This is a genomic window from Comamonas sp. NyZ500 (assembly GCF_016772095.1).
Classification (GTDB): domain Bacteria; phylum Pseudomonadota; class Gammaproteobacteria; order Burkholderiales; family Burkholderiaceae_C; genus Comamonas; species Comamonas thiooxydans.
The window spans coordinates 54,928-77,291 of the sequence record NZ_JAEIJE010000017.1 but is presented as its reverse complement, the minus strand read 5'-3'; the positions used below and the strand labels follow the sequence as shown (position 1 = coordinate 77,291).

At 59.0% G+C, this 22,364-nt stretch carries 17 protein-coding genes; all 17 read left to right on the top strand.

The genetic code is table 11. The features are described from left to right. Nucleotides 1-548 precede the first annotated feature (548 nt). The 17 genes from JAO85_RS20555 (at nucleotide 549) to JAO85_RS20475 (ending at nucleotide 22,360) form a co-directional block, all read left to right on the top strand. Complete coding sequence (locus tag JAO85_RS20555; protein WP_202788888.1) at nucleotides 549-3,227, top strand: hypothetical protein; 2,679 nt, start codon at nucleotides 549-551, stop codon at nucleotides 3,225-3,227. Nucleotides 3,228-3,435: 208 nt separating this feature from the next. Beyond that, nucleotides 3,436-5,589, top strand: coding sequence for a ClpP-like prohead protease/major capsid protein fusion protein (locus JAO85_RS20550; RefSeq protein ID WP_202788887.1), 2,154 nt, complete (start codon nucleotides 3,436-3,438; stop codon nucleotides 5,587-5,589). A gap of 29 nt (nucleotides 5,590-5,618) precedes the next feature. Continuing rightward, nucleotides 5,619-5,984: a DUF2190 family protein gene (locus JAO85_RS20545; protein WP_202788886.1), complete on the top strand. Its 366-nt coding sequence runs from the start codon at nucleotides 5,619-5,621 to the stop codon at nucleotides 5,982-5,984. 5 nt (nucleotides 5,985-5,989) lie between these two features. Continuing rightward, the gene (locus JAO85_RS20540) at nucleotides 5,990-6,310 is read left to right on the top strand and encodes a hypothetical protein (protein ID WP_202788885.1); all 321 of its coding nucleotides are present in this window, start codon (nucleotides 5,990-5,992) and stop codon (nucleotides 6,308-6,310) included. 2 nt (nucleotides 6,311-6,312) lie between these two features. Continuing rightward, nucleotides 6,313-6,756 (top strand): hypothetical protein, encoded by a 444-nt coding sequence (locus JAO85_RS20535; protein ID WP_202788884.1) that lies wholly within the window; start codon nucleotides 6,313-6,315, stop codon nucleotides 6,754-6,756. Nucleotides 6,757-6,773: 17 nt separating this feature from the next. Beyond that, a complete protein-coding gene (locus tag JAO85_RS20530; RefSeq protein WP_202788883.1) occupies nucleotides 6,774-7,430 on the top strand; it encodes a phage tail tube protein in 657 nt (218 codons plus the stop codon). Nucleotides 7,431-7,443: 13 nt separating this feature from the next. Further along, nucleotides 7,444-7,794: a hypothetical protein gene (locus JAO85_RS20525; protein ID WP_202788882.1), complete on the top strand. Its 351-nt coding sequence runs from the start codon at nucleotides 7,444-7,446 to the stop codon at nucleotides 7,792-7,794. Continuing rightward, nucleotides 7,731-8,231, top strand: a complete 501-nt coding sequence (locus JAO85_RS20520) for a DUF1799 domain-containing protein (RefSeq protein ID WP_370552214.1) — start codon at nucleotides 7,731-7,733, stop codon at nucleotides 8,229-8,231. Before JAO85_RS20525 ends, JAO85_RS20520 begins: the two co-directional genes overlap by 64 nt. 18 nt (nucleotides 8,232-8,249) lie before the next feature. Further along, entirely contained in the window at nucleotides 8,250-11,051 is a 2,802-nt protein-coding gene (locus JAO85_RS20515) for a phage tail tape measure protein (protein WP_202788880.1), read from the top strand. A gap of 3 nt (nucleotides 11,052-11,054) precedes the next feature. Beyond that, nucleotides 11,055-11,411, top strand: a complete 357-nt coding sequence (locus JAO85_RS20510) for a hypothetical protein (RefSeq protein WP_237734929.1) — start codon at nucleotides 11,055-11,057, stop codon at nucleotides 11,409-11,411. Further along, on the top strand, nucleotides 11,408-11,869 hold the full coding sequence (locus JAO85_RS20505) for a DUF1833 family protein (protein WP_202788879.1): 462 nt from the start codon (nucleotides 11,408-11,410) through the stop codon (nucleotides 11,867-11,869). The genes JAO85_RS20510 and JAO85_RS20505 overlap by 4 nt, the downstream gene beginning before the upstream one ends. Continuing rightward, the gene (locus JAO85_RS20500; protein ID WP_202788878.1) at nucleotides 11,869-12,273 is read left to right on the top strand and encodes a hypothetical protein; all 405 of its coding nucleotides are present in this window, start codon (nucleotides 11,869-11,871) and stop codon (nucleotides 12,271-12,273) included. Before JAO85_RS20505 ends, JAO85_RS20500 begins: the two co-directional genes overlap by 1 nt. Before the next feature lie 284 nt (nucleotides 12,274-12,557). Beyond that, complete coding sequence (locus JAO85_RS20495; protein ID WP_202788877.1) at nucleotides 12,558-19,502, top strand: host specificity factor TipJ family phage tail protein; 6,945 nt, start codon at nucleotides 12,558-12,560, stop codon at nucleotides 19,500-19,502. A gap of 17 nt (nucleotides 19,503-19,519) precedes the next feature. Next, nucleotides 19,520-20,272: a hypothetical protein gene (locus JAO85_RS20490; protein WP_202788876.1), complete on the top strand. Its 753-nt coding sequence runs from the start codon at nucleotides 19,520-19,522 to the stop codon at nucleotides 20,270-20,272. Then, nucleotides 20,269-21,498: a hypothetical protein gene (locus JAO85_RS20485; protein WP_202788875.1), complete on the top strand. Its 1,230-nt coding sequence runs from the start codon at nucleotides 20,269-20,271 to the stop codon at nucleotides 21,496-21,498. The genes JAO85_RS20490 and JAO85_RS20485 overlap by 4 nt, the downstream gene beginning before the upstream one ends. Then, nucleotides 21,495-22,067, top strand: a complete 573-nt coding sequence (locus JAO85_RS20480) for a hypothetical protein (RefSeq protein ID WP_237734928.1) — start codon at nucleotides 21,495-21,497, stop codon at nucleotides 22,065-22,067. Before JAO85_RS20485 ends, JAO85_RS20480 begins: the two co-directional genes overlap by 4 nt. A gap of 2 nt (nucleotides 22,068-22,069) precedes the next feature. Beyond that, nucleotides 22,070-22,360: a hypothetical protein gene (locus tag JAO85_RS20475; protein ID WP_202788874.1), complete on the top strand. Its 291-nt coding sequence runs from the start codon at nucleotides 22,070-22,072 to the stop codon at nucleotides 22,358-22,360. Nucleotides 22,361-22,364 lie beyond the last annotated feature (4 nt).

The following is a 22,364-nucleotide window of genomic DNA, read 5'->3' as shown; positions in this document are numbered from 1 at the left end:
GGTGGAGGTGGAGGTGGAGGTGGAGGTGGAGGTGGAGGTGGAGGTGGAGGTGGAGGTGGAGGTGGAGGTGGAGGTGGTGACTTCTCTGGTTTATCTTCTTTTTCATGAGTTATTGGTCCTCCGCCAGATGCTCCTCCGCCCGCTTCACCACCTGGGTTAAGCGTGTAGTGTCCGCCAAGGGGCTTCTGCTTCTTCTCCATAACCATCTCCTTTAGAACTGTCGAGTCTTGTTGCTGAAGTGAGAATTAAATTACCTCATGCGCTGTATCTGTGTTTGACATCGTTTTTTTGTGAATAATGTAGTCATCGACCTTGTTGACTGTGTTGTAGATGCAAAAAGTGGATGCGTTTATGTCTCCAAGGCTGAAAAACTGCGGAGAATTCCTTGATCGACGACATCTGTTTTGAAGATTCCCATCTGGGTGTAATTGATGATGCTGGTCGTCTGCGGTGGCATAGGTTTGAGAAGACTTTCACTTAAGATCAGAATCAGAGCAGTTAGAATGCCATTATTTTTTAAATAAAAGCATAAAATTAGGGGAAATTTCTTGAGACAGCTGAAGCCGAAAAAAGGCACATTTAAGACTTTAAAGCCTCTGAGAAATAAATCAAAAATTAATACATCTCGGGGTCGGACGTTAAGATATTTTTTTCCACTTAAGCCCGGTGAAAAAAAATTGCTGGATGCCTGCAGAATAGGCGAAGTGGCTGAGCTTGGTGAAACAGTGCCCGAGCCAACAGCAGGCGATCAGCTAGTGCGAGCAGAATTTTTACGCTTCATATTGCTAGGTGGAGATGAAAAAGTTCTTGTGCACGAGATCGGTGTAAATTTGCAGGGCGCTTTAATTGAAGGAACGTTAGATCTTTGTGGCTGCCACGTTGCAGTCAGCATGAATTTGATCGACTGTCGCCTGCTTGAAGCGCCTAGCCTGATGGATGCCCACGTGGACGGGCTTCTGAGCATGCAAGGTTGTCATCTTGACCGTGGCCTTGATGCAGATCGCTTGAGCTGTTCATCGAGTGTATTTCTGCGCAATGGTTTCAAGGCCAATGGTGCGATCAGACTGCTAGGCGCATCAATTGGAGGAGACTTAGATTGTTGCGACGCGCTTTTCGAGGAACAAGAGGGTAGTGCTCTTCTGTTCGAGCGGGTGAATGTCAAGGGTAGTGTGTTGCTCAAGGGGAAGTTCAGGGCGCTGGGGAGAGTGAACTTACAAGGCGCCCAGATTGGAGGTGACTTAAATTGCGACAAAGGCCAGTTTGAGAGTAATCAAGGTTTTGCATTAGTACTTAATCATGCAAATGTCTTGGGCAACGTGTATTTCCGCAACGGATTCAAGGCAACAGCTTGCGTCAGTATACGGGGGGCTCAGGTTGGAGGGGACTTGAGTTGCGACAATGGGCTGTTTGATGTACAGAAAACAATTGCCTTGTTAGCCAGTCACCTGAATGTCTTGGGAAATGTTCATCTCCGTAATGGCTGTAAGGTAAAAGGGGCTATCATTTTAAGTGGGGCTCAGGTTGGGGGTGACCTAAATTGCGATAAAGGTCATTTCGAAGTTCTGAAAGGCTCTGCTCTGATTGCTGACCAAGTTAATGTCAAGGGGGGCGTATTCTTTCGCGGCGGTTTCACGACGACAGGAAGCGTGAGTCTGGGTGGTGCTCAGATTGGAGGTGACTTAAATTGCAGCAAAGCTCAGTTTGAAGTTGAGAATGTGCGTGCCTTATTCGCTGATCGCGCAAATATCAATGGCTCAGTATTTTTTCGAGAAGGATTCAAGGCAACGGGAACTGTCAGAATTAGGGGTGTTCAGATTGGAGGTGACCTGGATTGCTCGAAAGGGAAGTTTGAGGCGAAAGGAGGAGTTGCCCTGTTGGCTGATCGCGCTAATGTCAAGGCTAGTGTGCATTTTACTAGTGACTTCTCTGCGACTGGAAACGTCAGTCTGCTTGGTGCGCAAATCGGAGGTGACTTGATATGCCGTCAAGGTCATTTCGAGGTAACGCAAGGTAATGCTTTAACCATTACGCGAGCCAATGTCAAGGGTGGTGTGTACCTTAGCGGAGGATTTATAGCAAAGGGGACGGTCACCCTGCTGGGAGCAAATATCGGAGGCAATCTGGCTTGTGATAAAGGTCAGTTTAAGGTCGAGCAGGGTGTAGCTTTGCGCGCCGATCGAGCAAATGTGAGGGGGAACGTGTCCTTCCGCAATGGCTTCAAGGCTATGGGGATAGTCAGACTGCAAGGCTTGCAAGTTGGTGGTGACCTAGTTTGTCAGGAAGGCCAATTCGAGGTACATGACGGTGTTGCCTTGTTGATGGAGGCTGCTGTCGTGCAAGGCTCTTGGATATTGCGCAGTGTTCCAAATCCCATTCGCATCAATGCGGGACACGCAGAGGTGGCGGTCTTAATTGATGATATGAATGCATGGGCGCCCGAAAGCATATTGGACGGTTTCCGTTTTGGGACGCTCGGTGGAAAGTCCCCTACCAGTGGACAACAAAGATTGCAATGGTTGCGCGGTCAGCCCTCAAGGCACCTAGAGGTCAATGACTTTCGTCCGCAACCATGGCGCCATTTGCAGCGTGTGTTGCGTGAGATGGGTCATACCGAGAGTGCTAAGCAAGTGGGCGTAGCCTTCGAAGATCATGTCCGCGAAATTGGACGTCTAGGGGCATGGCCAAAAGATCTTTGTGATGTGCCTAGATGCTGGAAAGGCATTGTGACGCGCAGTGCACATTTCATCTTTGGGCAACTTGCCGGCTATGGCTACCGCCCAGTGCGATTGGTGACATGGATGCTTGCTGTGTGGTTGTTATTCGGCTCAGTTTACTGGTGGCTGGCCTTGCCTCCACGCAGCGCACTTGCGCCCTCAGATCCGTTGATTTTTCAAAATGAGGACTATAAAAAATGTTTCCCAGATCCAAAAACTAAATCTGGTAACTGGTATCTATGCGATCCTCTCCGTGGCGAGTATTCAACCTTCAATCCACTTGCCTATTCACTTGACCTATTGTTGCCGGTAGTTGATTTAGGACAAGAAAAAACTTGGGGTGCATTTGTACCAACGCCCAAGCAAAGTCTTAAGGAAGAATGGCTTAGTAACTGGCATTGGGGGCACTTAGCTCGCCTAATGACTTGGTTTGAGATATTATTTGGCTGGTTGAGCAGCCTATTGCTAGTGGCAATTGTCTCCGGGTATTCACGGCGCAGTGATGAGAGCTAAAGGCGTTGTTGTGATTACTCGAAATTTTTAACCTTCCGGATTTGAATTTGATTGACGTTCTGCGGTTTAGCAGTCCGTGCCATAGAACCCCAGTCTGGAATTATCGTGGGAGTAAATAGTCTCATTTCACGGCATGAAATGAGACAGCGAAACCAAGAAACTGCCTGCATTCCGCCCTTGAGGCGACAACGAATGCAGGCAGTTTTTCATGAGTACATCGCAAAAGTGGTTCGCCATCCGCCGCAAGACTGCGCAGGCTGCAGCGGCTGCGGGTGTGCAGTCGGCGGCAGAGATCCTGATCTACGGCGATATCGGTGAGAGCTGGTGGGAAGAGACTACCAATGCCCGCGACTTTGTAGCCGAGTTGCAGGCCCTGGATGTGCAGGCGATCACCGTGCGCATCAACAGCCTGGGCGGTAGCGTGCCTGATGGCTTTGCCATCTACAACGCAATGAAGCGCCACCCCGCCACCATCACCACCGAAGTGGATGGCATGGCATTCAGCATTGCCAGCCTGATCGCCATGGGCGGCGACAAGGTGTGCATGGCTGAAAACGCCATGCTCATGGTGCACGCACCCTGGACTTATGCAGCTGGCAACGCGGTCGAGCTGCGTGACATGGCCGATCAGCTGGACACCTGGGCCGCTGCCATGGCTACCAGCTATGCCCGCAAGACCGGCAATCACGATGCCGTCATGGCCTTGTTGTCCGACGGCAAAGACCATTTCTTTACCGCTGCCGAAGCCATGGCAGACGGCTTCATTGACTCCATCACCGATGCGTCACCCGTCGCGGCCAGCGCTGCCCGTGACTTGCCCCTTTCCCGTTACCGCTCCCTGCCTGCTGCTTTGCAGCGGGCTGGGGGTGCTTCTGCGGCGCCCGCCGCGCAATCCGCTCCTGATGAGGACAACATGAACAAAAACCGCACCCATGTGCTGATGAACGCCATTGGCGCATCTGGCGCGCCGGCAGCTGGTGGCGGATGCGCCGCACCAGCTGCAGCTGCAGCTGCTCCCGTCGCTGCAGCTTCCACGCCTGTGCCCGACGCCGCTGCGCAGGCTGCTGTGCTGGCTGCTGATCAGACCCGCCGTCAGTCCATTCGTGCATCGTTTGCCGCCTTCGCGGGTCGTGAGGGTGTGCAGGATCTTCAACGCCAGTGCGAAGATGATCATTCTGTCTCTGCGGCCGCAGCTGGTGCTCGCCTGCTGGCTCACCTAGGCTCTCAGGCTACGCCTGTGGCTGGCGTGAACGTCACCACCGTGGAAGACGAGGGCGACAAGCGCCGCGATGCCGCTGTATCGGCTTTGCTGGTGCGTGCCGGCTACGCCACCAAGGAGCAGGTTTCTGCCCATGGCGGCAATCCATACCGTGGCATGAGCCTGGTGGAAATGGCCCGTGCATCGCTGGAGTCTGCCGGTGTCAGTGCCAAGGGCAAGGACAAGCGCGAGCTCGTGGCAGCCGCCTTCACCCAGTCCACCAGCGATTTCCCCATTCTGCTCACCGATGCCATCCACCGCGTGCTGCTGTCGGCATACGCCGTGCAGGCACTGACCTGGCAGCGTTTCTGCAAGCGCGGTCAAGTGTCGGACTTCCGTGAGCACCATCGTTTCCGCGTCGGCTCGCTGGGCAACCTGCAGCCCAAGGGTGAAAACGGCGAGTATAAGAATGTGAGCATCCCCGACAGCGAGAAGTCCAGCATCTCGGCTGCGACCAAGGGCTTCATCATCAACCTGTCGCGCGAGATGATCATTAACGATGACCTGGGCGCGTTCACTGACCAAGCTGCCGCCATGGGCCGCAGTGCCGCCCGCACGGTCGAGGCTGATGTCTATGCGCTGCTGGGTGAAAACAACGGCCTGGGCCCCACGATGCTGGACGGTAAGCCATTGCTGCATGCGTCTCACGGCAATGTGGTGGCAGAAGCTGCTGCGCCTTCCAGCGCTGCCTTTGAAGCTTTCCGCATCCTCATGGCCAAGCACAAGGATGTGAGCGGCAACGACTTCCTGGATCTGCGTCCCGCTGTCTGGCTGGGCCCGGTGGGTCTGGAAGGCCGCGCCAAGCTGATCAACAAGTCCGAGTTCGAGATCAGCACCGATGTGAACCCCATGACACCCAACGTGGGCCTGGGCATGTTCCGCGACATCGTTGGCAGCCCCCGCCTGGAGGGTACGCGCTATTACGCCTTCACCGATGTCAATGAAGGAGCAGCACTGGAGGTCGCATTCCTCGATGGCGTGGATACGCCATTTATCGAGCAGCAGGACGCATTCGATACCGATGGTGCGCGCTTCAAGGTTCGTCTCGATTACGGCGTGGGTGCTCACGACCACCGCTGCATCGCCACCAATGCCGGTCAATAAACCCAGCCGCTCATTCAAGGAGTATTGAAATGGCAAACAACTTCATTCAGCCCGGCAAGGTGCTGGACTATGTGAACACCACCGCTGATGCGGTGGTCAGCGGGCAAGTCGTGCTGGTCGGCCTCATTCTGGGTGTTGCCCTGGGCAATATTGCGCCGGGTCAAACCGGCTCCGTCCAGATCGATGGCGTCTTTGCCGTCCCTAAGTTGGCGGGTGCTGCCATTGCCCAGGGCGCCGTGCCTGTATTCAAGCCAGCTGATGGTGCTTTCACCGGAGATGCAGCAGCGGCTGGTGACATCTATGGCGCTTGTGCTTTCGTCTTCGCTGCGGCCGCAGCTAATGCCGAGATGGTGCATATCAAATTCACCGGCGTGCCCGGCACTGTGAAGGCTTGAGGCGCATGGCTGCATCTCTTGCTCCATTCGCCGCTGCCGAGGCTCGACTCAATGCCTCAGTGCTGCGCCGTCTGTCCAATGCCACTGCCACTTGGCAGGGCGGTCAGCCATTCGGCGTGATTCTGGAAATGGAGCAGGGGCCGGAGTACGTGCCTGGTGCACCCATCACTGCGGAGCGCAGAACGGTGTCGCTGGCTGTGACCTCCTGCCCAGGCATTGCTGAGGAGGCTGTAGGCCTGGTCGTCAACGGTGTGGCCTATCGCGTTGCCTCCGCCGTGGTGCCGGATGCCACGGGCTGGGCGGTCATCAGCGTGATGGAGGAATGAGCATGGCTGCGGACCAGTCGATTTTCTGGCGCGCGGCGAGCGCCGTGTCTAGTCATCTATCGCAAGTGCTTGGGGCCGACCATTCGGTTTTTATGCGTCGTGCACGCGGGTTGCCTCAGGCAGTCAAGTCCTGCGTGATTGTGCGCGTACCGCGATCCACTGCTACGACAGGAGCGGGGGCAAGCGTTCCCAGTCTTTGGGGCTCGCATCTGCAGGTCGATTGCCTTGTGCGCGCATCCGCCGAGGTCGATGCAGTGGCTGATGCGCTTCTGGGGCGTGTGATTGAGGCTTTGAAGCCTGAGGCTGTGCGCGACACACCTATTGCTGGGCTGCAGCTCGCGCAGATCGAGTGGGATGACGACTACGACGGCGAATCGTCTGTCTGCATCTCGATTTCTTACCAACTGAGACACGGCGGCCTCCATGGCGGCGGCGTTCGCGTCTGATTTTTGAAGGGGCCGTCATGGAACCGATTTTCTGGACCAATGTGAGCATTAGCGTGCAGACGGCAGCAACTGCCGAATTTGCCATCAAGAGCATCAGCAAGGAGGCGGGGGCTGTGGTCGTGTTCGAGGGTGAAAAACCTGCAGGACTCGAAAACGGTGCCATTGTGCGCTTGACCGATGTGAATGGCATGGTTGCGGTCAATGACCGTGCATTCCGCATCAAGGACTTCAACGAGGCTGCCAAGAGCTTTGTTCTGGAAGGTGAGGACACCACCGACTACGGCAACTTCACGGGTGGGAAAGCTGTGGTGATCACGCTGGGTGCCGACTTCCGCTCTGTGCAGGAGGTCAATGCCTCGGGTGGCGACTTTGAAAAGGCCGATATCACAACGGTGCACGGCATGCTGCGCCGCCGTCGCTCTACGGTGCAGAACCCTGTCACCTTCGCTTTCACCAATCTGTTTGATATGGGCGATCCCGGCTTCAAGGAATGCGTGAAGGCTCACCGTAGCAAGACCACGCGCGTGATTCAGCTTGGTTTCGGTACCGGCCCAAAGATTCTGCTGGTGGGCGCTCCTGCCGCAACGGGCGTGCCTACCGGCCAAGCCCAGGGCGTCGTGCAAACCCCTGTGGATATCGAATGCCAGGGCGTGCCTACCACCCTCGAATCGTGATCGGAGACCAAGAATGAGTGTGCTCATTGAAGTAGATGACGTGGTGCGTGTGCCTGTGGAAGGCCAACTGATCGACAAGGCAGGCCAGCGTGTTGATTTCAGTTTCAAGATCGACATGCACCGCATGGATCAGGATGAGTTCGATAAGGAATTGTCGAACCCTGGCATCGACACCAAGACCCTGGTGACCCGCGAGGCCCGTGGCTGGGATGAAGTCCTCACCCGTGAAGGCGTCTCCGTTCCCTATAGCCCAGAGGCACTGCAGCGCTTTCTGCGCATTCCCGGTATGACAAACATGGTCTGGGTGGCCTATGCCAACCATGCCGGGGTGCAGGCAAAAAACTCCGAGCGCTCGTCCGTCTAAGCCTTGAGCAGCAACGCCGTGATGCCAAAGCCGATGCCAAAAAGAATCAGCCTGCAGCTGCGCCAGTCGATGCCAGTCATGCACTGGCAAAGCTTGCACGCCTGGTTCCGCCCAGCGGCGATCAGGATGGCCCTGCAGCAGCTCCGCAGCGCTTTGCGCTCTGGAGCTGCAATGTGCAGCCCTGGCGGCATTGGCTCAATGTCCAAACCATGTGGGCCACTGATGGCGGTTGGCGTTGCGGCCTCCGTGTGGCCGATGTTCGGGCATACATGGAGCTATCTGGCGTTGCAGAGGGCGAGCGCGAATCCCTTTTTGCGCTATTGCAAGAGTGCGAGCTTGAAGCTCTCACGGTCTATGCAGAGCATTGGCAGGCTGATGAGCAGGAGCGGGCACTTGAGCGCGAGCGTGAAAAGCAGCGAGACAAGCTGCGCAAGTAATAGCCAGGGAGTCGCCGCATGAGTGATGGGCAGCGCATTGGCATTTATCTCGATCTGTTTGGGGCTGGCAAGGCTCAGACAGATCTCAAGGCGGTTGGCTCCGGCCTGAACGCCCTGGGCCCGGCCAGCCAGGCCGGCGCACGCGCAGCCACGCAGCAGCTGGGCACCATGCAGGTTTCCGCCGCCCAGACGGCAGCAGCGCTGCGCCAGGTGCCTGCGCAGTTCACCGATATTGTGGTGTCGTTGCAGGCGGGGCAGCAGCCCTTGACGGTGTTGTTGCAGCAGGGTGGGCAGCTCAAGGATATGTTTGGCGGTGCTGGGCTTGCTGCAAGAGCCTTGGCATCGTATGTCGCAGGTTTGGTAACCCCACTGACCTTGATCGCCGGTGCTGTCGCAGCGCTTGGCGTGGCGTACTACCAAGGCAGCCAGGAACAAGACAAGTTCAATCAATCCATCATCATGAGCGGCAATTTGGCAGGGGTTACCTCGTCCAAGTTGGCGGAAATGGCTAAGTCCTTGTCTGCCAAGGGCTACAGCCAATCGGGCGCTGCAGATGTCTTGTCTCAGCTGGTGGCAACAGGCAAGGTTGGCGAGCAGCAGCTGGAGCGCTTTGCGGCCGTGGCCATGGATCTGGAAAAGCGCGCCGGCATTCCTATTGCCAAGACCGTTGAAAGTATGGCCGCGCTGGGCAAGGAGCCCGTACAGGCTTCGATGCGGCTCAATGAGCAGTATGGATATCTGACCACTGCAACCCTGGCCCAGATCAAAGCGCTGGAAGATGAAGGCCGTAGCTCTGAGGCTGCCGCCAAGGCTCAGCAGGCCTATGCAGATGCCATGGCTGGGCGCACCAAAGAGCTAACCTCCAATCTTGGCTATATCCAGCGAGCCTGGGAGGGCATCAAGAGCGCAGCATCGAGTGCATGGAATGCCATGCTCAATGTCGGCCGTCCTGAGACTGAGGATGATGTACTTGCACGGCTGCGCAAGCAGCTGGAGACTCGTAAGGCGCAGTCTCCCACGGTTGGCAACGATGCGGCATGGCAGGCTGGCAATACCAAGCTGGAAGCGCAGATTGCCAATCTTGAAAAAGCCTTGGCGTCGAAGAATGGCAACGCCACTCAAGCTGCGGCCAATCAAGCGGTGCAGAACGCGGGCAATGCCGCGCTCAGTGCGGTACAAAAAGTCAACGACATGGGCAAGACCAAGGCAGAGCAAGCCTCGGATGCCATTGATGAGTACCGCCGCAATATCGACAAACTCCGGGCCAGCCTGGCAATCACCACTGACCCCAAGGATAGGCAGGCCCTTAATGACCTGCTGGACCCTGCTCGCATCAAGGCTGGCGAGGCCGCGCTGCGCAAGAAGTTTGAAGACAAAGGGGCTGGCCGTGGCGCTGCCTCAATTCAGACCGCAGATCGTCGCCTGGATCTGAGTGAGCTCCAGAATGCAATGCGCCAAGAGCAGGCCATGCTTGGCCAGCAACAGCAGCAATTGGAGCTGGCGCGCAGTGCAGGTTTGATCTCTCTGGAGGATTACTACCGGCAAAAGCGTGGGCTAATTCAGAAGAATGCCGGCCTTGATGAGGCTGGCACGCAGCAGCAGATCGACCGCTTGGAGCAGGAAAAGACCAAGGGTGCCGATGCGCTCAATGTGCAAAAGCAGATTGTGGATCTGCGCGGCAAGCTGGCTGTGCGCCAGATTCAGACGCAGAACGAGCTGGCTGCAGTAGATCAGCAGGCCGCTCAGGCTGCGCGTCAGCATGCTGCATCCATTCAGCAGCTGGGCACGGCCTATGAAGCCTATGTGACCCAGTTGCAGCGCCGCGCTGATCTGGAAGTGGCAGGGCAGAGCATGGGCGACCGTCGTCGTGGTCATGTACAGGGCCTGAGCAGCATTCGTGAGAACTATCAGGCCCAGCTGACCCAGCTCGATGATCAAAAGGGCATGGCTGCCGTCTGGACGCCTGAAAACGAGGAGTACTACAAGGCCAAGCGCGCCACTCTCGTGAGGCAGCTGGCTGATGAGGAACGCATCTACGACGAAACCTACGACCGTATTTCCGAGAGTCAAGCCAACTGGATCACGGGAGCGATGCGTGCGACCGAGAACTATCTCGACTCCACGCGCGATGTGGCAGGCCAAACGCAAAACCTCTGGATGATGGCATATCAGGGCGCCGAGGACATGGTGCGCAGCTTTGTCAAAACAGGGAAGGTCGAGGTCAAGGATCTGTTCAGCACCATCGTTTCCGAATACGTCGTGATGAAAGGGCGCTTGATGATGGAAAGCGCGTTGGGTGGTGGCGGTGGTGGGCTGCTGGGTTTCCTGGGCGGCATGGTTGGTTCCAAGAGCAAGGCCACAGGCTCTGCAACCGGCTCGGGTGTCATGTCCGCCCTGCAAGACCTCGGTGTGTTTGCAAAGGGCGATGTCTTCAGTAACAGCCCGAGCCTGAGCCAGTATCGAAATCAGATCCACAGCTCGCCAAAGTTCTTTGCTTTTGCCAAGGGTGGTGCACCTCGTATGGGTGTTTTTGCTGAGGCTGGAGAAGAGGCAATCATGCCGCTGACGCGCGGCCCAGATGGAAGCCTTGGCGTGCGTGCCATGGGTGGAGCAGGTCGGTCCGGTGGGCCGTCGGTGAATGTTCAGTTCGAGGTCAACAACTACACGGGGGCGCAAGTTCGCCAGCGCGAAGAGACCAGCTCCTTGCCCGATGGGTCTGTGCTCAAGCGCTTCGTTCTCGATGTGGTGGGTGAGAGCTTTGATTCCGGCAGTGGAGCGCCTTACACAAGCGCCAAGCGGCGCTTTGGGCTGGGAGGTTAAGACATGGCAGTACTTCCTTCCTATGTCGTGGTCTTGCTCGATGGGTATTCCGAAGAGTTTGACGCGGGTGTCATCAAGAGCGATATGGAGCGCGGTTTGAGCAAGTACCGGGTTGGTCAGAGCCGGGTAGTGACGACTGTGGCAGTGAATCTCGCTTTCGAGTCGGCGGACGATGCCAATAGCTTTGAGGCGTGGTACTTCAATGACATCAAGCGTATTGGCTGGTTTGACTTTCAGGACCCTCGCACGAATGCGCTGCGCTCCGTTCGCTTCAAGGATGGTGCGCTTGGCCAGCTGCAGCCTATGTCTGGTGGGTTTGGCCTGAGCCGCCGAAGCGCTACCTTGGAGTACCTGCGATGAACGACTTCCGCACGCGCAATCAGCGCCTTACCAACGATGTCGGGCATATCGAGTTGCTGGAGATCACAAATCGGAGCTTTTCGGAGTCCATGTGCATCTGCAATGACGTGCAGGACTTTGTGAGCCGTGGCATCAGCTACATCGGCCTGCCCTTTAGCTTCACTCTGCCTGACGACGTTTCCGGCCAGGCGCCGCGCATGCGTCTGAGCATCGATAACGTGGGCCGAGGCGTCAGCGACGAGCTGGAACGCCTGCAGCCAGGTACCACCACGATGGCCAAGCTGATCATCGTGCCGCGCGATAAGCCTGATCTGCATCAGCATGTCTATTGGTTGCCAATCTCCAGCGTGAGCATCAGCGGCGCAGCTGCCCAGGCCTCTTGCAGTGTCGATGAGATCGTGCGGCGTGCCGCATGCCAGCAGATCGTCAACCCTCACACCTTGCCGGGGGTCTTCTGATGCTGGATGCCCTGCAACTAGACCGCTTTATCGGCATTCCCTACTGCCCGCGCCACATGGACTGCGCAGACCTGGCCCTGATGGTGCAGCGCGAGCTGTTTGGCCGTCAGGTGGTGCTGGCTGGAAAGCGCGCGCGTCCACTGGGGTCAGCGGACCAGGCGGCTGCCATTGCCAGCTACTGCGATGAGCTGGGTACGGCCGTCGAGCAGCCCCTGGATGGTGATGCCGTGCTGATGCGCGACTTTGATGCCGCGCAGGCAGGGCACATCGGCATTTTCGTGTTTACCAATTACGCACCGCATGTGCTGCACACCTCCCACAAGTTGGGGGCGTCAGTGCTGCACCGGGTGCAGGACTTGCAGGGCTACGGCCTGGTTGTTGAGGGCTATTACCGATGGAACTGAATCGCGCTGAATCTGCTGCTGTTGCTGCCGTTGGCGGGGTGCCTGCCGATGTGCTCGATGCAGGTGGGCGCTTGGTGGTCTCGCCAAATCCTTTGTCCGTCGAAGGAAAGCGCAATGTGCCAGCGGATTTGCTCCCTGGAGAAAGCCTTGCTGCTTTCCTCGGGCGCCATGTGCCTGGCATTGAGTGTGGTGCTTGGACTGTTTCTATCAGTGGATATGACATCCCGCAGTCAATGTGGGCTCGCACCTTTCCTAAGCATGGTCAGTTGATTGCATGTCGTGCGTTGCCTGCTCGTTCGGCCCTGCAACTGGTGGCCCTGGCTGCGCTTACCTATTTCTCGGGTGGTATCGCTGCCGGCATCTATGGCGCGGCAGGCGGCACTTATGTTGCAGCAGCTGCGGGCACTTGGATCTCTGCCATTCAGGCGGGCGTCTTCATTGCCGGCTCGGTGCTGATCAACAAGGTGCTGGGCCCCAAGATCCCATCGGCACAGTCTCTGGCCCAGAAGCAGATCTACAGCCTGAGCGACCAGCGAAACACCGCGCGGCCGTATGAGCCTATTCCCGTCCTCTGGGGCGAGATGCGCGTGACGCCGGATCTGGCCAGTAAGTCCTATGCCTGGTACGAGGGCGATGACCAGTACCTGAGCACCATCCTGCTCGGCGGCATCAACGTTCACAGCGTTGCAGATCTCGCTATCGGAGATACGCCCATCGGTAACTATTCCGATGTGAGCGTCTACTACAACGGCTTTTCCGGCATGACCAGCCAGAATGTCCCCCTGTATAGCAATGTGGATGCCGTGGCCGGGGCGGAGTTCGTCAACGGCGGTGACTGGATCACGCGCACGGGCTCGGCGGGGGCCGGCGTGCTGCAACTGGACATCGAGGGCCAGTTGTATGACGTAGGCGGCAAAGGCAATATCAATTCCAACTGGGTTGACCTGACGATTCAAGCTCGTTTAGTCGGTACGCCTGTCTGGACCACGCTGAGCAGCAGCACGCTGACCAATGCCAGCACGGATGTCCTGCGCCGCACCTTCTCATTTGATGTGGCGCCCGGCCAGTATGAGGTGCGTGCCAAGCTGGGCGTTCCGCGTTGGAACGATGGCGGCTCTGGCGATGCCTGCAAGTTCTCCTGGGTGTCACTCAAGAGCGTGCAGGCCGACGCAACGGATTACAGCCAGTGGGGCCGCATCGGCATCAAGATCCGCGCATCCGGTCAGCTCAGCGGTAGCCTCGACCAGGTGCGCGCCACCTACCGCGCCAAGCCCATGCCGATCTGGACGGGTACTGGTTGGGCCACGGCCACCACGCGCGCTGATGGGCTGTCCAACCCTGGCGCCATCCTGCTTCAAACGCTGCGGGGCATCTGGACCGTCAACCCGCAGGGGCAGCGCGTTTTGCAGTTCGGCTTTGGCCTGTCCGACGAGCAGATCGACATCGAGGGCCTGAAGGCTTTCATGCTGCACTGCGCGGCGCGCGGCTATACCTACGACAAGTGGATCACGCCCTCCATGTCGCTGGGCGCATTCTGCGAAGAGGTTGCTCTGGCCGGCATGGGCGAATTCGCCTGGACCGATGGCAGCCGGCCCACCGCCGTTTTTGTGACCAACGGCCAGCCCAACAGCGCCGTGGTCAATATGGCCAACATGCTCAAGGGTGGTTTCAGCGTGGATTACGCGCTGAGCAATGCTGCCGATGGCATTGAGTACCAATGGCTGAACCGCGACACCTGGGAGATGACGACCCTGCGCGTGATGGCGCCCGGCGTGACCACCATGCTGAGCCCGGCCCGCGTGACCGGCGAGGGCATCACCAGCGAGGCCCATGCCGCCGTCATGGCACGCTACCACCTGGCCCAGAGCCTGTACCAGTACAAGACCGTGCACTTCACGGCAGACATCGAGCATCTGGACTATCGCCGGCTGTCGGTGCTGTCCGTCTCCCACGACCTGACCCAATGGGGATACGGTGGCCGGGTGATGGCCGCCCAGCGCATCGGCGCACAGGTGCAACTGACCCTGGATGAATCGGTACCGGCCCTGGCCTCTGCCTACATCGGCCTGCGTGTGCCTGGCGCGCGTGACTATCGCGTGTGGCCCGTGCAACCGCTGGCGGCCGAGTCGGATGTTGTCACCCTGGTGGGCGAATGGCCCGCAGATCTGGATTTCCCCGGCGAAGGCATCGGCAGCCCCGCGCACGACACCCTGTGGTGCTATGACTTCAAGGCCACGCCCGGCTATCGCGTGCGCGTGACCGGCATCGATCCCGAGTCGGATCTGAAGGGTGCGCGCATCACGGCTGTTCCCGAAGGGCCTGAGTTCTGGGATTACGTGCTCAACGGCACCTATGTGCCCGCGCCCAACCAAAGCAGCATTCCCCAGCTGGGCCGCCCCGTCGTCAAAAACCTGCGCGTGTCCGAAAAGGTCAACCTGCAGGGCGATACAGAGTGGTACGAGCTGTCCTGCATCTGGGATGTGGAAGGCGACTATGACCACGCCCAGGTCTGGGCTGGCCGTGATGGTTCCGAGCTGCGCCTTGTGGATGGCAACGCTGTCGGCAACCGCAGCACGTTCCGCATTGACGGGGCGGGCGAATGGCTCATCGAGGTGCGGCCGTTCAATCCTGCCGGGCGTGCTGGTCAGATGGCCGTCAAGCTGTACATCACCAGCCAGACACAGCTGCCACCGCGCAACCCCGGCACCTTTGTGGTCCAACAGTTGGCTGGTGGCTTGCGACGTTTTGCTTGGGCCTATGCGGGTGACAAACCGGCCGCTCTGGCTGGTGTGCAAATCCGCTATCTGCCAGGGGAGGTGGCTTTGAGCCTGAACGGCTGGGATGCCATGCAGCCCTTGGGTGATGTCGATGACATTTACACCGCTCAGTTTGAGACCAGTCGCCCTGGCGCCGGCCTGTGGACATTTGGCTTGCGCGCCATCGACACGGCAGGTCAGCTGGCCAATGGCATTGCGCGCTTTGTCATTGAGCTAGGCCAGAGCTTTGACCAGATACAAAACCCTGACTTGACCCCGCCACCCCTGGTGACCGGCTTGATGGCGACAGGCATGCTCACCTCGGTACAGGTGGCATGGGATGCCCCACTCTATACCGTAGGCCATGGCCATGCCCGCACGGAGATCTGGGCCGGGCAGGGTGCTGATCTGCAGCAAGCCGCCCAGGTGGGGGAGGGCTATGCAGGGCCTATCAGCTTCAGTTCCAAGCCGGCACAAAGCTGGAACATCTGGGCTCGCAATGTCAGCGTCGATGGTGTGCCCGGTAGCTGGGTTGGTCCGGTAGCCGCAGTCACGGGCGAGGATGTGGCCGGCCTGCTGGAGGTGTTGACTGGAAAGGTTGGGTCAGAGCAGCTCACGCCGATAGTGGTGGACAAGATCGACCAGCTCGATTTGATCGACTTTGATCGCATTGACGTACTCAACGATTTCAACCTAGAGCAGTTGGAGTCTGTAGCGCAGGTGGATCTCAAGCGCCTTGACCTGATTGACATTGAGGGCGGTCCGCTGGGCAAGAGCCTGGTGACCGCTGCGGCTCAGCAAGATGCGCTGAACCAGCAGGTGCGCGGCAATATGGAGGATATGGCCAAAGGCTTGCTGGAAGCAGCCCTGGCTGCCGATGCTGCGCTCGAGCGCATCACCGATGCCGGTGTGTATGTCGATCCAGCCACCGGTCAGGTCAAGATCTACGGGCTCGAAACCACTAAAACCCAGGTCACCAATCTGGAGGTGCTGCTGGATGCTTTGTCTGGTCAGTTGCAGCTCAAGGCCACCACGGCTTACGTGGACGGCAAGATTGCGGAGGCAGTGCTTTCGCCAGCAGATCTGCTGCTGTATGAGGGCCTGGATGCGCGCCTCATCAGTGTGGTGCAGCAACTCGACAGCATCAACGGCACGCTCAGCAGTAAGGCCGAGGCGCTAGAGCTGCAGAATGCCGTTGCCCGGCTGACCACCGCTGAAAGCACGCTCGATGCCCTGGGGGCGCAGATCGCCTTGCGCGTGACGCGAGCTGAGTACGAGGCCGCACAAGACGACTTGCAAACGCGCTTGGGCAGTGCCGAGCTGACTTTGTCTGCGCTGGATGTTCCTGCCATCACGGCCTCGGTGACGGCCGTGAGCAAGCTGCAGCGCGAGTCCGACAAGACTGCGCAAGCCTTGCTGCAGGACATCCTGAACGGTGAATACAACCGGGTGCAGGGCCAGGAGGCCCTGGCGTTTGCTCGCAACCAGTTGAGCGCTTCGATACAGGAGGGGCTGGCGGCAGAGGCTGCAGCGCGCACTCAGCTGACGGCTACCGTGGGCCAGCAAGCGGCCGCACTGGAGTTGGAGTCGGTGACGCGCGCCACGGCAGACGCGGCCGAAGCCAGCCAGCGCCAAGCCCTGGCGGCCACGGTACAGGGCAACCATCAGCAAACTACTGCTGCAATAGAAGCCGAACAAGCGGCCCGTGTAGATGGCGACGCGGCAGAAGCAGCGCAGCGCGAGGCCCTGCGTGCGCAAATGCAGGGCGAGACAGACACGCTGGCGGCGCTGTTGGAGGAGGAGGCAACGACTCGCGCCACGGCGGACAGCGCCGAAGCTTCGGCCAGGCTGCAGCTGGCTGCGCAGCTGCAGCAAGCGGATACTGACCTTGGCGCTCAAGTCTCGGACGAGCGCAATGCACGCATTGGCGCCGACACAGCAGAGGCCGCAGCCCGCGCGGCTCTGGCCGCCCGACTGGATGGTAAGGACAGCGATCTGGCTGCGCAAGTCACGGCAGAGCAGTCTGCCCGCGTGGCGGGCGATGCGGCCGAGGCCACGGCTCGCCAGCAATTGGCCGCTCGGCTCGATGGTGTGGATGCCTCGCTCTCGTCCCAGATTACTGAAGAGCGAAGCGCACGCATTGCGTCCGATGCGGCCGAGGCCAGTGCTCGCCAGCAACTGGCCGCCCAGGTGTCGGGCAACCAGGCGGCGGCCCTGGCGGCCGCACAAGCGGCGGCAGATGCAGCAGGAGCCAAGGGCAAGGTGCTTTATCAGAGCGCCACGCCGGCGGCGGCCGATCAGCTGGTGCAAAACCTTTGGATCGACACCACCGGTGGCGCAAACACGCCCAAGCGCTGGAATGGATCCGCCTGGGCGGCAGTCACGGACAAGGTGGCCACCGATGCGGCGGCCGCTGCGGCTGCGGCTGCGCAATCGGCCGCCGAGGCCAAGGCGCAGATCACGCTAGAGTCTCAGGCCCGTGCTACGGCCGACGCTGCCGAAGCGACTGCGCGCCAGCAGCTGGCTGCAGCAGTGGAGCAGGCTCAGTCCTTGCTGCAGGCCCAGGTTACTGAGGAGTCCCGGGCCCGTGCTGATGGTGACCGCGCAGAGACCGCCTCGCGCGAAAGCCAGATCTCGGTATCTCGGGAGCTGAGCAAGAAAGAGGGTGAACGCACGGCGCAGGCTTTGCTGCAAGACATCCTGACCGGTGAGCGCAACAAGGAGGAGGCCAGAACAACACTGGCCCTGGCCAAGGCCGAGCTGTCCACGCAGATCCAGGAGGGCTTGAGTGCGGAGGCGTTGCAGCGCACACAGTTGGCGGCGGTGGTAGATGAGCAAAAGGCTGCGCTCGAGCAGGAGTCTCGTGTGCGGGCTGATAGCGACGCTGCCGAAGCGCTGCAGAGGCAACAACTTGCGGCGCGTCTGGAGGGGGCTGACAGTGCATTGCAGGCCCAGCTTTCGGATGAGCAGATCGCCAGAGTAGATGCCGATGCCGCCGAAGCCCTATCACGCCAAGCGCTGGCAGCGCAGATGCAGACCGAACAGGATGCCATCCGCGCCCAGGTTTCGGCGGAGTCGCAAGCACGCGCCACGGCAGATGATGCAGAAGCGACGGCGCGCCAACAGCTGGCAGCTACTGTGGGTGATAACCATGCTGCTGTGCAGCAGCAGTTCACGGCACAGGCTGGTATCAATGGCTATCTGGCAGCCAAGTACTCGCTGGCCGTTTCAGTGGGCAGCGGCGACCAGGTGGTGGTGGGCGGCATTCAGATCAGTGGTACCACAGATGATGACGCCGGGCCCAAGATCGCCATTGCGTTTGCCACCGATGCATTCAGCATCGTGGCGCCCGATGGCAGCCGCAAGGCCGTGCCCTTTTATGTGCAGACCTCGGACATGACGATCAATGGTGTGCCCGTGCCGGCCGGTGTCTACATGGACTCGGCGCGAATCGGAAACGTCGAAGCGCTGCTCGGCCGCTTCGGATCGCTTTTTGCGGACAAGGTGCAGGCCACAGCCATCAGTGCCAGCCAGCTCACGGCGGGCAACGGTGTGATTGGCGGCACCCTGAAATCCAGCAACTATGTAGCTGGTTCTAGTGGCTGGACTCTGCGGCCGGACGGCATGGCCGAGTTCTCGGGCGTGATCGTGCGCGGCACGGTGTACGCCTCAGCAGGGCAGGTAGGAGGCGTAACGATTGCCAGCAATGAGCTGCATTCCAGCAATTGGAACAACGTCTACGGGCCGGGCGGTACGGGTTGGGCGATCCGTGCCAACGGCCAAGCCTACTTCAACGAACTCAACATTCGAGGACAGATCAACGGCGGCGCCTATACGGGCTACGGCTGGCCTGCAGCTGGCCAAAGCGGTTTCCACCTGGGACCAAACGGCCTGCTGATCGGTAATGCCAACAACGGCAAATTTCTGGAGGTTACTGCTGGCGGTGACATCTACACACCGGCTTTCAGGGTCGTCGGCGGTGTGATGACAGTCCAGCAGGTCGACGTCATCGACACCTTGCAGATTAGGAGTGGAGCTATCACTGCTGTGGCTCCGCGGTGGCGTGGAAGCGTCGCATTTTTTGTCTCAACCAGCAGGACGCTTGATGACTTTGCAGTCTCCGCAGCGCATCAAAACATCGTCTACATGGAGTGGGTGAACAACATTGGCGGCGATGGCATGTATCTCAATGCCTATATGGGCGCTGGTGAAAACGGCCAGGTTGTGAGCGTTGCTTATCCGGGAGCCTATGCCCGCGTAGAGCTGCAGTTTTATGCAGATGGCACTTATCTGGGATCTGCGTCTGTTGAGGTGTTTCAGGGGGAGGGCAACTACGTCATCACCCCTTTGTACGCCGTGCCACTGGGGGCCACACGTGTGCTCGTGAATATGCCGCCGATTTCGCGCAACTCGCCCGAAGGTAAGCGTTCGTTGGACAACATCAAGATCACCACCATCTCTATCAAGAGATAACCATAAAGGGTAGCTAAATGGCATGGTATAGAACGGGCACCGTTGCGGTGACCAATAACAGCAACGTCATCACCGGCACAGGCACCTCATGGGTGGATGCTGCGGCCGTGGGTGAGACCTTTCTGGGTCCAGACGCTCAGGTCTATGAGATCACATCCATTGTGAGTGCGACCAGCCTGCGCATCAGCCCCAATTACAAGGGCAGTACGGCCGCAGCGCAGAACTACGCCGTGATGCCAACTCAAGGCTATTTGCGTGACTTGGCCGCACAGGCTGCCGCGCTTGTCAGCAGCTATGCAGCCGTGCGTGATGGTGCCGGTGCGGGCAAGTTCGCAGCCGGCGCAGTTACAGAGCCAAGCCTGCGCGGTACTGCTGACGAGAACACCGGTCTCAACATCCCCGGCGCAGACATCTTGCAGCTGATTACCAATGGGGTTGTGCGGCTCCAGATTGCGGCCGATGGAACCCCTAGCGGCGTGTTTGTGGAAAAGCTAGCGGTCAGCGCCGCAACCCAGGCTGCGATCAACAATTTGGCTGCCGCCACTGTTGCGCTGGCTGCCCTGGGCGCCGACCCAGATCAGGTCCCAGTGGGGCAACACCTCGGTCGGCTCGCTTATCTGGACGCGCTTTCCATCTTGACTGTGAGTCGACACGCACGAGACAGCCGTCCTGGTGATGTCTGGCGTGAGCACGTCAGCGACACCGCAACCACCATCAAATTTCACGGCTTTGACGGAATCATCCGCAGCCGCACGGAGAGCTGGACATGAGCGTAATTGAAAACTATCCGGCCCTGCGGCCAGCCCTGCTGCTAGATTTTGCCAACAGCGGCCGCGTGCATCCATTGATCCAATGCACGCGGGCGAGCACTGCCACATGCTTCGGGCCAGATCGACGGCTGCGTAATGTTGCAGCCAACGTGCCTCGCATTGACTTCGATCCTCTGACGGGGAAATGCCTAGGCCTGCTAGTTGAGGAGGCCCGAACGAACCTCATCCTGCATAGCAACAGCTTCAGCAACGCGCTCTGGACCAAGTCCGTCCCCATCACGGTCACGCCAGAAGCGGATGACTGGTGGGACATCTCACACAACGGAACCGGGCATTACGCTGGCATCTACCAAGCGGGCAGACCCAACACTAATAAATACGCCGTCTTCTCCTTTGACATCAAGCCCGGCAGCTTGACCTCTGCGAGCATGTTCCTGGGGTTCAACGGCACTGCAGATGCTGCGCGGGCGGTTTTTGATTTTGCGACCGGAACATCATCTACTGGCTCACTTGTCGGAGTCATCACATCCGCGATGGTGGCGCACAGTTTGAAGAATATGGGGGACTTTTGGCGCTGCACGTTGAGCGTCGACATTTCTTCCACATCAATTACACCTACCTCAAACGTGTGCTACCTGTACACCGGAGGGGTGGTTAGCGCGCAAGTGGCCGGGAACATCAAAGCACGGCGCGCGCAGCTTGAAAGCGCAACTTTCCCGACTTCCTATATACCCACTGACGCTGCGGCAGTGACTCGCGCCGCGGACCTGGTCGGCATTGACTACACGTTGCCGACAGTGGGCGCCATCGTCTCATCGTTGGCGGGCGTATCGAGCGCTAACACTAGCAATGCCTATATATGGAGTGCAATCAACCCGGCTGATAGCACTGTTGACCATGCCTATTTTTACCATCAGGGAGTCGTCCAATCCACGAACTGGTGGGTTAAGAAGAGCTCAGTAGACCAATCGGGAGGAAATGTTGTCGGCCGTCGCCTTAGCTCTGGCTTTAGTTACGACTCAGGCGCCAAAGCTGCCGCTATTGCATCCGGCTCCTTGTTCTCTCAGGACGAGTCCATCAGGCCGAGAGACTTTCCCAGCAATCTGTCGCAGTTGCTGCTGGGGCGCAGCCGAGCCAATTCAGGCTTCCTTAATGGATGCATCTCACGCTTGGCCGTCTATAGCGGCCGGATAACAAACGCACAACTGCAGAGGCTTACAGCATGACAACCGTATTTCTTCAATTCACCGATGAGGCTGCGGCTGTCGCGGCTTTCTCTCCATGGTCGGATGACGCAACCATCCCGGCCTACGTTGGTGGCGCGGCCGTCGATGTGGTCGGGGCCATCCTGCGCCCGACCGGCGAAGTCTTGCAGACCGAAGCGGGTGGTGTTCCGGTGCTCGCTCCCGTGCCTGGCTGGCACGTCAACCTGAGCGAGTCCGTACCCGAACTGGCCCAGTATGAGGTTGACGCACCGGCTACGCCGGCCCGTGTTTTCGCCGGCAGTGGCGAGATAGTGGCGCCGCGGGTGCCGGCTGAAGTTGCCCGTTGGCAAGCCAAGCTGGCTTTGATACAGCAGGTTGACGGGCAAGGGGCATCACTTTGGGATCGCCTGCAGCAACTGCGCGAGTCGCTCACGGATGCCGAGCAGCAGACCATGCTCGATGCCGCGATGAATGAGGTGCTGAACTGGAAGCGCGCCAGCCCCACGGTGCTGTGGGCGTCCGAGCAGCTCGAGCTCAGCGCTCAGCAGGTGGACGAGCTCTTTATCTACGCGAATGCGCTGGAGCTGTAGCCATGGACTGGACACCTTTGATTCACGCACTGATCGCCATGCTGGCCCAGGCCCTGGTGGGCCTGGTGCTCGGTAACTGGTGGTTGGGCGGCGCGTTGGCCTGCAGCTGGTGGCTGGCGCGCGAGCACACCCAGGCGGAATACCGCTGGATTCAGGCGTTTGCTGGCGGGCGCCGCACGGGCATGCCCTGGTGGGGAGGGTTTGATCCCAGGGTATGGAACTGGGCCAGTGGGTTGGATGCGCTGGCACCGGCGCTGTTCTGCCTGCTGCTGTTCATTACGACCAAGCCATAGGAGG